The sequence below is a fragment of the Mesorhizobium sp. M1365 genome, assembly GCF_040317865.1.
Lineage (GTDB): Bacteria > Pseudomonadota > Alphaproteobacteria > Rhizobiales > Rhizobiaceae > Mesorhizobium.
In genome coordinates this window covers 143,611-156,469 of sequence record NZ_JAMYLG010000001.1, presented here as the reverse complement: position 1 = coordinate 156,469, position 12,859 = coordinate 143,611, and the positions used below count along the sequence as shown (strand labels likewise).

Sequence of the window (12,859 nt, the reverse complement as noted above, 5' to 3'; positions counted from 1 at the left end):
AAAAAGGGAAAAACAATCCGCAATGGAAAAAGGCCGCATCCTGCTTGCCCTCACCGGTATTCATCCGCTGCGCTGGCGCGAACTGCTGTCGGCGGAGCGCGAGGTGGTGCTCGAGCCGAACGGCGCCGGCGATCCCTCGATCACCTATGCGGTGGTGTGGAAACAGCGGCCGAACCTGTTGTCGTCGCTGCCCAATCTGCGCGCCATCTTCTCGATCGGCGCCGGCGTCGACCACATCTTCGCCGATCCCACCTTGCCCGACGTACCGGTCGTCAAGGTGGTGGCCGACAACCTGACCCAGTACATGACCGAATACGTCGTCTGGCGGGTGCTCGACCACCATCGCCAGGGCATGCTCTACCGCGCCCAGCAGCAGAAGAAGATCTGGCATGAACCGCAGCAGCGGCCGGCCAGCGACATCTCGGTCGGCATTATGGGGCTCGGCACGCTTGGCCGCGCGGCGGCATCGGTGCTGTTGTCGCTCGGCTTTCCCGTCAATGGCTGGTCGCGCAGCGACCGGCCGATGCAAGGTGTCTCGACTTACGCGGGCGAGGCCGGCCTGATCCCGTTCCTCAACGCCACCGATATCCTGGTGGTGCTGCTGCCGCTGACGCCGCAGACGCACGGCATCATCAACCACAGCGTGCTGAAGGAGCTGCGCAAGCGCAACGGCCTCGGCGGCTCAGTGCTGATCAATGCCGGGCGCGGCAGGCTGCAGAAGGACGCCGACATTTTGCGCGCACTGGACGACGGCACGCTGAAGGAGGCCAGCCTCGACGTGTTCGAGGTCGAGCCGCTGCCGAAGACCAGCCCGCTATGGAGCCATCCGAAAGTGTTCGTGACGCCGCATGCGGCGGCAACTTCCGATCCGGTCCACCTGGCGCCGATCATGCTGCGCCAGATGGACGCCTTCGAGCGCGGCGAACCGCTGGAAAATGTGGTAGACCGCAACGCCGGGTATTAGAGCGCCGCTTTCCAGTCTCAGCCCCAGCCGAGCGGCACGCAGTCGATCTCCATAAACGCCTCGACTTCCGGGATCCAGCGGTCGCGGACGAAGGCGACGTGGTCGGGATGGTCGTTGTAGCCGGAATAGGCCCGCTGATCGGCGAACTCCATCGAGAAGCCGAAGCGGTAGTCGTTCTTGGGACTGACCTGCCGCAACTGCTCGAAATGTGTGACGCCCTTTATCGCCGTAAGAATCCTCTTGGCGTCGGCGAGGAACCGTTTTTCCTCGAGCGAATGCGGCGGGTGTTTCAGCGTGAACACGACGGTGTGACGGATCATTTTTTGCTCCTGCGATGTCTTCGTGTCACGCGCTGTCAGCCCAGGCGCGGATGAGGTTATAGGCGATCGCCCCCTTCGGCGGTGTCACCAGGCCGCCCGGATGCTCGCGGGCCAGCATCGACAGCACCTCGTCGCGAAAGAACCAGCGGCAATCTTCCAGCTCGTTGAGGTCGGGGTGGATATCGTCGTTGAGCGGTTCGCCGAAGCAGCCGATCATCAGCGAATAGGGAAACGGCCAGGGCTGGCTGGCGTGGTAGACGACGCGGCCAAGCCTGATGCCGGCTTCCTCCAGCGTTTCGCGGCGCACCGCCGCCTCGATCGTCTCGCCCGGCTCGATGAAACCGGCGAGCGCCGAATACATGCCGGGCCCGAAATGCCGGCCGCGGCCGAGCAGGCATTTTTCGCGTGTTGCCGTCAGCATGATCGCCACCGGGTCGGTGCGCGGAAAGTGCTCCGTACCGCAGGCCGGGCAATGCCGCTTGTAACCGCCCGCCCGCATCTCGGCTTCGGTGCCGCATTTGCTGCAGAAGCGATGGCTGGCATGCCAGGCGAGCAGCGCCGCCCCTTGCGCCAGCGCGCCGGCCGCCGCTTCGTCGATCAGCCCCTGCATATAGACCGAGCGATAGTCGATCGCCTTGATCGTCTCGGGAAGCTGCTCGGGCTCGACCCCGGCCGGCACCGCCAGCACCGGGCCGCTTTCGGAAAAACCGAGCAGGACGCCGTTTTCGAGCGATGCTTCGAGCGGCCGGCATTCGGCCACGCCGAACCAAGGGTCGAATGCGCCTTGCGCAAGCTTCAAATAGAGCCGGCCGCCACGCATCAGCAAAAGCCGCGCCGAGGGATCGGCGAGTGCCTTTTCGACGGAATCGTCGGCGCGGTTTTCGGACTGCCGGTCGATAATGTTGCCGGCGAAGCCGACGAACTGGCTCGGCTCGCGCAAGGGCGCGTCAAACAGGCGAAAGCTCATGCAGACTCGGGAAGGTTCAAGGTGGACACGGGAGAGGCTTATAGCGCTGCCTTGATCTTTTCCGCAAACTTGCGAAGGTCGGAGCGCTGATAGGGCTCGCGCAGGCCGTGCCCCCACACCGGGCCGGGCCAGCCGGGATCGCCTTCCGAGCGGGCAATGACGTGTACATGCAACTGGCGCACGATGTTGCCGAGTGCGCCGGTGTTGATCTTGGTGCAGCCGGTCACCCGCTTCAGCGCCAGCGCCACCATGTTGGTCTCGAAGGTCAGCATCGCCTGGTCGAGCGGCGTCATGTCGTGGATTTCCTCGATGCCCGGCCGCTGCGGCACCAGCAGCAGCCATGGCCAGCGGCGGTCGTTCATGACGCGCAATTCGCACAGGCCGAGCCACATCAGCTGTTCGCTGTCGGCTTCCAGCTGGGCGTCAAGCGTGAATCCGGCCTTGAGGCCCGGCAACATCGGCGTTTCCCTCACTTTTTGACGTTTTTTGAACTCCATCGACGCTAGAGCGGCTTCCCAGGGGCCGCAAGGGGCAGCAAGCAACATTGGCCGTCGCGGCGCTGATTGTGCGCGAAGAAGTGAGGGCCCGGGCAAATTGCATCAGGTTGGCGCTGCCCCGCCGAGGTCGACGATTTTGATCGCGGCCACATTTTGTTCTTGCTTTGTGCCGGCAGCTATGCTAGTAATCTCGCTATGGTGATTATTCGCACCAACGACCCGCCCGCCAAGGCGGGTTTTTGGTTTCAGCTTTCGCCGTCGCTCAAGGCCCCTATCATCCGCACTTGCATTTCATCGCCGGATTGCCGATATGGAGGCTGGGAGGTTGGTGGTGGACGGTCCACTCGCCAACCGGGTCAGGTCCGGAAGGAAGCAGCCCTAACGAGCCCGGAACGGGTCATTGTTCCAGCCTCCCGCCTCTTCGCCTTTTGCCCCGACATTGACGGCGCCAAGCCGTGCGGGCGAAACTATGCGCAGGAATCGGCCGCCTCCAGTGGCAGCCCTTGGAGCTTAACGGGCGAATGAGCGAAGCCGGAAACGAGGCCGGGAAATTGGACAAGCCTGCCGCCTACCGCGTGCTGGCGCGCAAATACCGACCGTCGAATTTCTCCGAACTGATCGGCCAGGAGCCGATGGTCCGCACGTTGACCAATGCCTTTGCCACCGGCCGCATCGCCCAGGCCTGGATGCTGACCGGCGTGCGTGGCGTCGGCAAGACGACGACCGCGCGCATACTCGCGCGGGCCCTGAACTACAAAACATCGACCGTCGACCAGCCGTCGGTCGACCTTGCCGTGCTCGGCGAGCATTGCCAGGCGATCATGGAAGGCCGGCATGTCGATGTCATCGAGATGGACGCCGCCTCGCATACCGGCATCGACGACATCAGGGACATCATCGAGCGTGTGCGCTACGCCCCGGTGTCGGCGCGCTACAAGGTCTACATCATCGACGAAGTGCACATGCTTTCCAACCAGGCCTTCAACGGCCTGCTGAAGACGCTGGAAGAGCCGCCGCCGCACGTCAAGTTCATCTTCGCCACCACCGAAATCCGCAAGGTGCCGATCACCGTCCTGTCGCGCTGCCAGCGTTTCGACCTCAGGCGCATCGATGCGGCAATGATCAAGGCCGACCTTGCCAGGATAGCCGGTCTGGAGGGCATCGAAGTCGAAGACGATGCGCTGGCGATGATCGCGCGCGCGGCCGAAGGCTCGATGCGCGATGCGCAGTCGATCCTCGACCAGGCGATCGCCCATGGCGGCGGCGCGGTCAGCGCCGAAGCGGTGCGTGCCATGCTCGGCCTTGCCGACCGTGCCCGCATCGTCGACCTGTTCGAACATGTCATGAAGGGCGACGTCGCCGCCGCACTTGCCGAATTCCGTGCCCAGTACGATACCGGCGCCGATCCTGCCGCGGTGCTGACCGACCTTGCCGAGTTCAACCATCTGGTCACCCGTCTGCGTTTCGTGCCGGCTGCCATCGACGACGCCTCGCTGTCCGAGGACGAGCGCCGGCGCGGCGCCGATTTCGCCAGCACGCTGTCGGTCAAGGTGCTGTCGCGGACGTGGCAGATGCTCTTGAAAGGTATTCCCGAGGTGCAGACCTCCAACCGCCCGGTCAGCGCCGCCGAGATGGTGCTGATCCGGCTGGCCCATGCCGCCGACCTGCCGACGCTGGACGAGGCGCTGAAATCGCTGGAGAACGGCGGCACACTGCCGGGCGCTGCGCCGCGCGTGAATGGCACGCCGGCAAGCCCCGGCCCCGCAAACCACGCGCCTGCAAGCGGTGGCGCCGTGGCGCAGGCGCGGATGCCGACGTCCAATGGCGGCGCCCAGACAATGCGCCTGGTCGAGACGATGCGCCTGGTCGAGGCCGAGCCCGTGCCGACCAACTTCGTTGCTCCGCCGGAGCCGGCGGTCGAGGCGTCGCCGGTGCCGGTGAAATCGCTGGCCGACATTATCGCCCTTGCCGACGCCCAGCGCGACATGGCCTTCAAGGTGCTGGTGAAGCGTTGCGTGCGCCTGGTGCGCATCGAGCCCGGTCGTATCGACGTCAGCCTGACCGACGATGCGCCGAAGATGTTGCTCAATGATTTGACCGCCAAGCTGCGCGCCTGGACCGGCCGCAACTGGCTGGTGTCGCTGTCGAAGGACGAGGGCGGCCAGACCTTGGCCGAGATGGAATCGACAAAGCGCGAAAACGCCTTCCTCGATGCCAAGAGCGACCCGACGGTCGCCGCCATCCTGGCGCGCTTTCCCGGTGCCAAGATCATCGACGTGCGCATTCCCGATGCGCCGGAAGCCGACGAGGCCGAAGTGCCGGTCGAGCCGCCGGCCGACGACGACGAAACCTGAACAACCTGGACCAGCTGCAAAGGACAGTGCGATGAAAGACCTTCTCGGCATGATGGGCAAGGCAAAGGAAATGCAGGCCAAGTTCCAGGCCATGCAGGATGAGATCGCCACGCTGGAAGCCACCGGGCAGGCCGGCGGCGGCCTGGTCAGCGTGACGCTGACCGGCAAATTCGAGATGAAGTCGCTGAAGATCGACCCGGCGCTGTTCAAGGAAGACGAGGTCGAGATTCTCGAGGACCTGCTTCTCGCTGCCCACAACGACGCCAGGACCAAGGTCGAGCAGATCATGCAGGAGAAGACCAGGGCGCTGACCGCGGGCCTACCGATCCCGCCGGGAATGAAACTGCCGTTCTAAGGCTAGTGCATGTCGCGCAAAAGTGTGCAGCGGTTTTGCGATAACGACATGCATCAAAACAAGAACCTAAAGCGCGTCGCATGAGGCCGGTCGAACGCGACGCGCTAGTCAATCGGTATGCCGTTACAGTGGCCGAAGAGTGCAGCGGCCCAGTGCTCGCTCTACCGCCAACTGTGTCTATTGGGCAACTCCCCACACTTAATAACGCTTTAGCCATCTTTTTGCCTGAAAGTGTCTCATTCTTGCCGCAACCAGGGGCGGGCTGGCAGCAGAATTGAGGGGACACCTGTTGATCTCTACCCGATGGAAGACGCCGTTGCGGCTCGGCGTCGTTATCTCGCCGCTGTTTTTGGCCGCTTGCAGTCAGACCGCCTCGCACGGCATGTCCAGCCTGACCGATGCCATTACGCCGAGTTTCCTGAGCTCGCGCTCCTACAATTCCACGCCGAAGGAGAAGGAATGCCTGGAGCGGGCGATGTTCTTCGAGTCCAACCGCTCCAGCCGTGACGGCATGATTGCGGTCGGCACCGTGGTGATGAACCGGCTGCGGTCCGGCAATCACGGCAACACCATCTGCCAGGTCGTCGGCGAGCGCGGGCAGTTCGCGCCGGGCGTCATGACACGGCCGATGAATTCGAAGGCGATGCCCGACGTCGAGGAAGCCGCCGAGGCGGTGCTCAAGGGCGAGCGCAAAGCCAAGCTGAAGAACACCATGTATTTCCACACCGCCGGCCTGCGCTTCCCCTACAGGAACATGCACTACACCATGGTCGCCGGCGGCAATGCCTTCTATGAAAAGCGCGGCCGCAACTGGCAGCCGCTGCCGGACGAACCGGTGGTCGCCCTGGCCCAGGCCAAGCCGCAAGCGCCTGCCGCTCAGGCCATACTTGTCGCCTCGGCGGAGCCGGCTCGCGAGGTCAAGCCGACATTCGCCAAGGCAACCTATGTTACCGCCGCCGCATCGCTGCCGGCAAAGCAGACAAGGGTGACCGCCGGAATGGCGACCCCGGAGAAGGCGACGGCGGAGAAGCCGATGCTTGTGGCGCTGCAGGAACCAATGCAGGAGCCGGATGCGGCCCGTTTTGGCGGAACCGTGAGCGAGCGGCCTGTCGCCTCCTTCCAGGCCGCGCCGGCAGAGCCGACAATGTCGTTCGAGGCGACGCCCGAGAACACCGACGCCATCGGCGCGATGATCGCCGGCCAGACCCGACCACTGGAAGAAAACTGAGGGCGGCAGCACTGGCCGCGACGTCGGCCTTCCCTTCTCCCCTTGTGGGAGAAGGTGGCCTCGCGGAGCGAGGTCGGATGAGGGGTGCTCCAGCTTGGCATCGACGGCGCTCCGGCCAACACCCCTCAACCGTCTTGGCGCTGCGCGCCAATCCACCTTCTCCCACAAGGGGAGAAGGGAAGAGCGGAGCCCCTGGCCGCTCAACTGTTCCAAAGCGCGCGGAAAAATCCTAAACCGGTGCGATGTCGAAGCGAATCGCCGGTCCCGAGATCGAACGCCTGATCCAGCTGCTGGCCAAGGTGCCGGGGCTCGGTCCGCGTTCGGCACGCCGTGCCGCGCTCCACCTCATCAAGAAGAAGGAACAGCTGCTGGCGCCGCTCGCCGCCGCCATGGGCGAGGCGGTCGACAAGGTGCGCATCTGCTCGACCTGCGGCAATGTCGATACCTCAGATCCATGTATGATCTGCACCGACCCCCGCCGCGACCCCACTACGCTCATCGTCGTCGAGGACGTGGCCGACCTTTGGGCGTTGGAGCGGGCGACAGCCATGAACGTGCGCTACCATGTGCTCGGCGGTACGCTGTCGCCGCTCGACGGCATTGGTCCTGATGAGCTCAACATCCGTTCGCTGGTCGATCGCGTCGCCGGCGGCGAAGTCAAGGAAGTGATCCTCGCCGTCAACGCCACGGTCGAGGGCCAGACCACCGCGCACTACCTCACCGACCAGCTTTCCGGCTTCGACATCAAGGTGACGCGCCTGGCGCACGGTGTTCCGGTCGGCGGCGAACTCGATTATCTCGACGAAGGTACGCTGGCCGCAGCACTGAAGTCGCGGACAGTGTTTTGAGGCGAGCGGCGGGAAGGGTGCTTCTGTGATGATTGCATTCTGTCGCGCCCCCCTCTGTCCTGCCGGACATCTCCCCCTCAAGGGGGGAGATTGGCAGCCTCGATATCCCCGCCAAGCTTGCGACGTTGAAGATTGGCGAAAACAGACGCGACAGCCAATCTCCCCCCTGGAGGGGGAGATGTCCGGCAGGACAGAGGGGGGCGCGACAGGACGCCGACTTCGCAGGCTGGCCGTCGCGTTTTTTCTCGCCTTCCTCCTCGCCACTCCCGCCTCCGCCGCAAAAATCGACGACCAGTTCCACGCCTGGCTCAGCAACGACCTCTGGCCCGAAGCCAAGGCCAAAGGCATCTCTAGGAAAACCTTCGATGCCGCTTTCGACGGCGTCAAGCCGAACCTCAGGCTGCCCGACCTGGTGAAGCCGGGCGAGAAGGCGACGACGCCGCAGAAGCAGCATCAGGCCGAATTCGGTTCGCCGGGCGCCTATTTCGCTGAAAAGATAGTCCGAGCGGTGACCGCCGGCGGCCGCACCCGCGAGGCGACCAACGCCAGGACGCTTGCCGCGATCGAGAAACGCTACGGCGTGCCTGGCGAAGTGCTGCTGGCGATCTGGGGCCGCGAGAGCGGCTTCGGCGCGGCGAAGATGCCTTATGACGCCTTCGAGGTGCTGGGCACCAAGGCGTTCATGTCGACCAAGAACGAATTCTTCCGCACCGAGCTCTTGGCTGCGTTCGAGATCGTCGAGCGCGGGCTTGCCCCGGTCGGCGCGATGAAATCGTCTTGGGCAGGCGCGCTTGGCCAGCCGCAGTTCATGCCGACATCGTTCCTCAAGCATGCCGTCGATTTCGACGGCGACGGCCGCACCGACATCTGGAATTCGACGCCCGATATACTGGCCTCGATCGCCAATTATCTCGTCCATTATGGCTGGGTCAGGGGCCGCGGCTGGGGCTTCGAGGTGACTGTGCCGGACAGCGTCCCGTGCTCGCTCGAAGGTCCGGACCAGGGCAAGAAGATTTCCCAATGGGCTGATATGGGCATCAGGCGTGTGTCGGGTAAACCGTTCCCGCCGAGCGAACTGAAAGCCGAGGGCTTTCTTTTGATGCCGGCCGGGCGTAGCGGCCCGGCCTTCATCGTCACCCCCAATTTCTATGTGCTGAAGCAGTATAACACCAGCGATCTCTATGCCCTGTTCATCGGCCATGGCGCCGATCGCATCGCCCATGGCGACAGCAATTTCTCGGGCAATTGGGGCGCAGTCGGCGGGCTCTACCGCTCCGACATCGCCGCCCTGCAGCGGGCGCTGGAAGCCAAGGGCTACGATGTCGGCAGCGCCGACGGCCTGCCTGGCTTCAAGACGCGCCGCTCGATCGGCAAATGGCAGGCCAGCAACGGCCGTTCCGCTACCTGCTTTCCCGACGCCGACCTGGTTACCGCGCTGAAATAGCCGGATTTTCGCACCGCCGGTCTGGCCCAATCGACCGTTCTGCAAATGCTCGTTGCCGCGCTCGAAACCGCCGGATATGGTGAACCGGAACCGCATAAAAAATTGCCAAGACAACGGTCCGGGGATCACCGTTCGACGCGGCAAGAAATGCCACAACCCTGAGCCGGGAACTCAGGTCAACAAAAACAGGGAACAGTTAAAATGATGATGGAAAAGTTTGCTCTACGCTCCCGCTTCTTGCTCGCGGGCGCGGCCATGTCCGCGCTGCTTCTGGCCGGTGCGCCTGCCTTCGCGGTCACGCCCGCCGACACGCTGGTCGAGGGTTTCGCCATCGACGACATCATCACCATGGATCCGGGCGAAGCATTCGAATTGTCGACCGCAGAGGTCACCGGCAACACCTATGATCTTCTGGTACGCCTCGACCTCAGCGACACATCCAAGGTCAAGGGCGATCTCGCCGAAAGCTGGAGCGTCTCCGACGACGGCCTGACCTACACGTTCAAGCTCAAGCCCGGCCTCAAATTCGCCTCCGGCAATCCGATCACAGCGGCGGACGTCGCCTATTCGTTCGAGCGCGCCATCAAGCTCGACAAGAGCCCGGCCTTTATTATCGGCCAGTTCGGTATCGATGGCGGCAACGTCACCGAGAAAGCCAAGGCCGTTGATGACACCACGTTCCAGTTCACGGTCGACAAGGCCTATGCGCCGAGCTTCGTGCTGAACTGCCTGTCGGCGACGGTCGCCTCGGTCGTCGACGCCAAGCTGGTCAAGGAGCATGTCGCGGCGGTCACGCCGAGCGCCGACTACAAATGGGACAATGATTTCGGCAATGCCTGGCTAAAGACCGGCTATGCCGGCTCCGGTGCCTTCAAACTGCGCGAATGGCGCGCCAACGAGGCCGTCGTGCTGGAGCGCAACGACAATTACTACGGCGAGAAGGCCAAGCTTGCCCGCGTCATCTATCGCAACATGAAGGAAAGCTCTGGCCAGCGCCTGGCGCTGGAGGCCGGCGACATCGACGTTGCCCGCAATCTCGAACCGAACGACCTCGATGCGATCGCCAAGAATGCCGACCTCACCACCACCAGCGCGCCGAAGGGCACGGTCTATTACATCAGCCTCAACCAGAAGAACGCCAACCTCGCCAAGCCCGAGGTTCGCCAGGCGTTCAAATATCTGGTCGACTACGACGCCTTGAGCTCGACCATCCTCAAGGGCATCGGCGAGATCCATCAGACCTTCCTGCCGAAAGGCGTGCTTGGCGAGCTGGACGAGAATCCGTTCAAGCTCGACGTCGCCAAGGCCAAGGAACTGCTCGCCAAGGCCGGCCTCGCCGACGGCTTCACCGTCACCATGGACGTGCGTACCGGGCAGCCGACGACGGGCATGGCGGAATCGATCCAGCAGACGCTGGGACAGGCCGGCATCAAGCTGGAGATCATCCCCGGCGACGGCAAGCAGACGCTGACCAAATACCGCGCCCGCAACCACGACATCTATATCGGCCAGTGGGGCCAGGATTATTTCGATCCGAACTCCAATGCCCAGACCTTTGCCAGCAACCCGGACAATTCGGATGAAGGCAAGACCAAGACGCTGGCCTGGCGCAACGCCTGGGACATTCCGGACCTGACCAAGCAGACCGAAGCCGCCCTGCTCGAGAAGGACGCGGCCAAGCGCGCCGCAATGTACCAGGATCTCGAGAAGAAGATTCTCGATACCAGCCCCTTCGTCATCATCCACCAGCAGCTGGAAGTGGCCGGCCTGCGCAAGAACCTCAAGGGCTTTGCGCTCGGCCCGAGCTTCGACACCAACTTCGTCGGCCCCGTTTCGAAGGAGTGACGCCGGGGAGTGATGCCGGCGGACGCGCCGTATGAGCGTAGTTGAAAGCGAAGTGACGGCAGGGCGCGGCGGCGCCCGCGCCGTTGCCGTGGCCTCATCGATCGCCCGGTTCCTGGTCATCGCGATAACGACTTATCTCGGTCTGCTCGCGGTGACCTTCTTCATCGGCCGCGTGATCCCAATCGACCCGGTGCTGGCGGTGCTCGGCGACCGGGCGCCGGCCAACGTCGTCGAGCGAACGCGCCGCGAGATGGGCCTCGACCTGCCGCTGGTCGAGCAGTTCTACATCTATGTCAAACATGCCCTGAACGGTGATTTCGGCACCTCGGTGCTGACCACCAATCCGGTGATGACCGATATCCGCCGCGCCTTTCCGGCGACGCTCGAACTGGCGACGTTAGGAACATTGATCGGTTCGGTGATCGGCGTGCCGCTTGGCGTGCTGGCCGCCGTGCGGCGCGGCAGCGTCATCGACCAGATCGTGCGCATCATCGGCCTTGTCGGTTATTCCGTGCCGATCTTCTGGCTGGGGCTGCTGGCGCTGGTGCTGTTCTACGCCAAGCTGCAATGGGTCGCCTTTCCCGGCCGGCTCGACGTCGTCTACGAATACACCTTCACGCCGATTACCGGCTTTTACCTGCTGGATGCGCTCTGGCAGCGGCAGTGGGACGTATTTGCCGATGCCTTCCGCCACATCATCCTGCCGGCCTCGCTACTCGGCTATTTCTCGCTCGCCTACATCAGCCGCATGACGCGCTCGTTCATGCTGAACGAACTCACCCAGGAATACATCGTCGCAGCGCGCGCCAAGGGCCTGTCGGAAACGCGCATCATCTGGGGTCACGCGCTGCGCAACGCCGCGGTGCCGATGGTCACGGTGATCGCTCTTTCCTATGCCGGGCTGCTCGAAGGCTCAGTGCTGACCGAGACAGTGTTTTCGTGGCCGGGCATCGGCCTCTACATCACCAACTCGCTGCAGAACGCCGACATGAATGCCGTGCTTGGCGGCACGATCATCATCGGCTCGGTCTTCATCGCCATCAATCTATTCTCCGACCTGCTCTACCGGCTGCTCGATCCAAGGACCAAGGCAGGATAAGGACCAAGGCAGGATGAGCACGGAAGCGATTCAAACCCGCCGCGACTGGCTGCTCAGCGAGCGGCCGGCGTCGCGCGTGCAGGCGAGGCTCGGCCGCGCCTATGTGGCGTGGCGGCGCTTTTCCGCCAACCGGCTGGCGTTTGCCGGCCTGCTCATCATCGTCGCCCTGCTGGTGGTCGCGGCATTCGCCGATGTGCTGGCGCCCTATTCGCCTACATTCGGCGACCTCAAGGGCTCGCGGCTCCTGGCGCCCAGTGCGGCGCACTGGTTCGGCACCGACGATCTCGGCCGCGATATCTATTCGCGCATCATCTTCGGCTCGCGCTGGACACTGTACGTCGTCATTCTGGTTGCCATTATCGCCGCGCCCATCGGCTTGCTGGTCGGCACCGTCGCCGGTTACGCCGGCGGCTGGACCGATGCGATCCTGATGCGCATCACCGACATCTTTCTCGCCTTTCCGAAGCTGATCCTGGCGCTGGCCTTTGTCGCGGCGCTCGGCCCCGGCATCGAAAATGCCGTGCTTGCCATCGCCATCACCTCGTGGCCGCCCTATGCCCGCATTGCCCGCGCCGAAACGCTGACGGTGCGCAATTCCGATTACATCAAGGCGGTGCAATTGATGGGCGCCTCGCCGTTTCGCATCGTGCTTCGCCACATCATGCCGCTCTGCATCTCCTCGCTGATCATCAGGGTGACGCTCGACATGGCCGGCATCATCCTGACCGCGGCCGGCCTCGGCTTCCTCGGCCTCGGCGCGCAGCCGCCGCTGCCCGAATGGGGCGCGATGATCGCGTCGGGCCGCCGCTTCGTGCTCGATCAGTGGTGGGTGGCGGGCGCGCCGGGCTTTGCCATCCTCATCGTCAGCCTCGGCTTCAACCTGCTCGGCGACGGCCTGCGCGACGCGCTCGATCCCCGAAGCGGTGACCAATGAGTGG

General features: G+C 63.9%; 12 protein-coding genes and 1 other RNA gene. 10 read left to right on the top strand and 3 right to left on the bottom strand.

Translation table 11 applies throughout. The features are described from left to right. Positions 1–22: 22 nt before the first annotated feature. Positions 23–964, top strand: a complete 942-nt coding sequence (locus NKH04_RS00715) for a 2-hydroxyacid dehydrogenase (RefSeq protein WP_353043923.1) — start codon at positions 23–25, stop codon at positions 962–964. Positions 965–981: 17 nt separating this feature from the next. Here the strand turns inward: NKH04_RS00715 and NKH04_RS00710 are convergent, their stop codons facing one another. Genes NKH04_RS00710 through NKH04_RS00700 form a run of 3 tightly spaced genes read right to left on the bottom strand, consistent with a single transcriptional unit; the run spans position 982 to position 2,709 of the window. Next, the gene (locus NKH04_RS00710; protein WP_353043922.1) at positions 982–1,284 is read right to left on the bottom strand and encodes a Dabb family protein; all 303 of its coding nucleotides are present in this window, start codon (positions 1,282–1,284) and stop codon (positions 982–984) included. Between the two features lie 25 nt (positions 1,285–1,309). Next, positions 1,310–2,251: an NAD(+) diphosphatase gene (gene nudC, locus NKH04_RS00705; protein WP_352899557.1), complete on the bottom strand. Its 942-nt coding sequence runs from the start codon at positions 2,249–2,251 to the stop codon at positions 1,310–1,312. Positions 2,252–2,289: 38 nt separating this feature from the next. Then, the gene (locus tag NKH04_RS00700) at positions 2,290–2,709 is read right to left on the bottom strand and encodes an HIT family protein (RefSeq protein ID WP_023676868.1); all 420 of its coding nucleotides are present in this window, start codon (positions 2,707–2,709) and stop codon (positions 2,290–2,292) included. A gap of 359 nt (positions 2,710–3,068) precedes the next feature. Here NKH04_RS00700 and ffs point away from each other — a divergent pair. The 9 genes from ffs to nikC all read left to right on the top strand — a co-directional run bounded on the left by ffs (position 3,069) and on the right by nikC (position 12,855). Then, an RNA gene (ffs, locus tag NKH04_RS00695) (signal recognition particle sRNA small type) lies at positions 3,069–3,165 on the top strand. Between the two features lie 104 nt (positions 3,166–3,269). After that, a complete protein-coding gene (locus tag NKH04_RS00690; protein WP_353043921.1) occupies positions 3,270–5,102 on the top strand; it encodes a DNA polymerase III subunit gamma/tau in 1,833 nt (610 codons plus the stop codon). A 31-nt stretch (positions 5,103–5,133) separates the two neighbouring features. After that, complete coding sequence (locus NKH04_RS00685) at positions 5,134–5,457, top strand: YbaB/EbfC family nucleoid-associated protein (protein ID WP_352470044.1); 324 nt, start codon at positions 5,134–5,136, stop codon at positions 5,455–5,457. A gap of 289 nt (positions 5,458–5,746) precedes the next feature. After that, complete coding sequence (locus tag NKH04_RS00680) at positions 5,747–6,685, top strand: cell wall hydrolase (RefSeq protein WP_353043920.1); 939 nt, start codon at positions 5,747–5,749, stop codon at positions 6,683–6,685. 242 nt (positions 6,686–6,927) lie between these two features. Then, the gene (gene recR, locus NKH04_RS00675; protein WP_023676872.1) at positions 6,928–7,533 is read left to right on the top strand and encodes a recombination mediator RecR; all 606 of its coding nucleotides are present in this window, start codon (positions 6,928–6,930) and stop codon (positions 7,531–7,533) included. A 178-nt stretch (positions 7,534–7,711) separates the two neighbouring features. Continuing rightward, positions 7,712–8,977, top strand: a complete 1,266-nt coding sequence (locus NKH04_RS00670; protein WP_353011927.1) for a lytic murein transglycosylase — start codon at positions 7,712–7,714, stop codon at positions 8,975–8,977. Positions 8,978–9,178: 201 nt separating this feature from the next. Beyond that, positions 9,179–10,822, top strand: a complete 1,644-nt coding sequence (locus NKH04_RS00665; RefSeq protein ID WP_352681266.1) for an ABC transporter substrate-binding protein — start codon at positions 9,179–9,181, stop codon at positions 10,820–10,822. Between the two features lie 31 nt (positions 10,823–10,853). After that, positions 10,854–11,921: an ABC transporter permease gene (locus NKH04_RS00660; protein WP_352448583.1), complete on the top strand. Its 1,068-nt coding sequence runs from the start codon at positions 10,854–10,856 to the stop codon at positions 11,919–11,921. Positions 11,922–11,934: 13 nt separating this feature from the next. After that, complete coding sequence (nikC, locus tag NKH04_RS00655; protein WP_352448584.1) at positions 11,935–12,855, top strand: nickel transporter permease; 921 nt, start codon at positions 11,935–11,937, stop codon at positions 12,853–12,855. Positions 12,856–12,859 lie beyond the last annotated feature (4 nt).

Coding starts and splice junctions, on each gene's coding strand:
- NKH04_RS00710 (WP_353043922.1), bottom strand. CDS start 1,284: ATGATCCGTCACACCGTCGTGTTCACGCTGAAACACCCGCCGCATTCG.
- NKH04_RS00665 (WP_352681266.1), top strand. CDS start 9,179: ATGATGATGGAAAAGTTTGCTCTACGCTCCCGCTTCTTGCTCGCGGGC.
- NKH04_RS00685 (WP_352470044.1), top strand. CDS start 5,134: ATGAAAGACCTTCTCGGCATGATGGGCAAGGCAAAGGAAATGCAGGCC.
- NKH04_RS00660 (WP_352448583.1), top strand. CDS start 10,854: ATGAGCGTAGTTGAAAGCGAAGTGACGGCAGGGCGCGGCGGCGCCCGC.
- nudC (WP_352899557.1), bottom strand. CDS start 2,251: ATGAGCTTTCGCCTGTTTGACGCGCCCTTGCGCGAGCCGAGCCAGTTC.
- NKH04_RS00690 (WP_353043921.1), top strand. CDS start 3,270: ATGAGCGAAGCCGGAAACGAGGCCGGGAAATTGGACAAGCCTGCCGCC.
- NKH04_RS00715 (WP_353043923.1), top strand. CDS start 23: ATGGAAAAAGGCCGCATCCTGCTTGCCCTCACCGGTATTCATCCGCTG.
- nikC (WP_352448584.1), top strand. CDS start 11,935: ATGAGCACGGAAGCGATTCAAACCCGCCGCGACTGGCTGCTCAGCGAG.
- recR (WP_023676872.1), top strand. CDS start 6,928: ATGTCGAAGCGAATCGCCGGTCCCGAGATCGAACGCCTGATCCAGCTG.
- NKH04_RS00670 (WP_353011927.1), top strand. CDS start 7,712: ATGTCCGGCAGGACAGAGGGGGGCGCGACAGGACGCCGACTTCGCAGG.
- NKH04_RS00700 (WP_023676868.1), bottom strand. CDS start 2,709: ATGTTGCCGGGCCTCAAGGCCGGATTCACGCTTGACGCCCAGCTGGAA.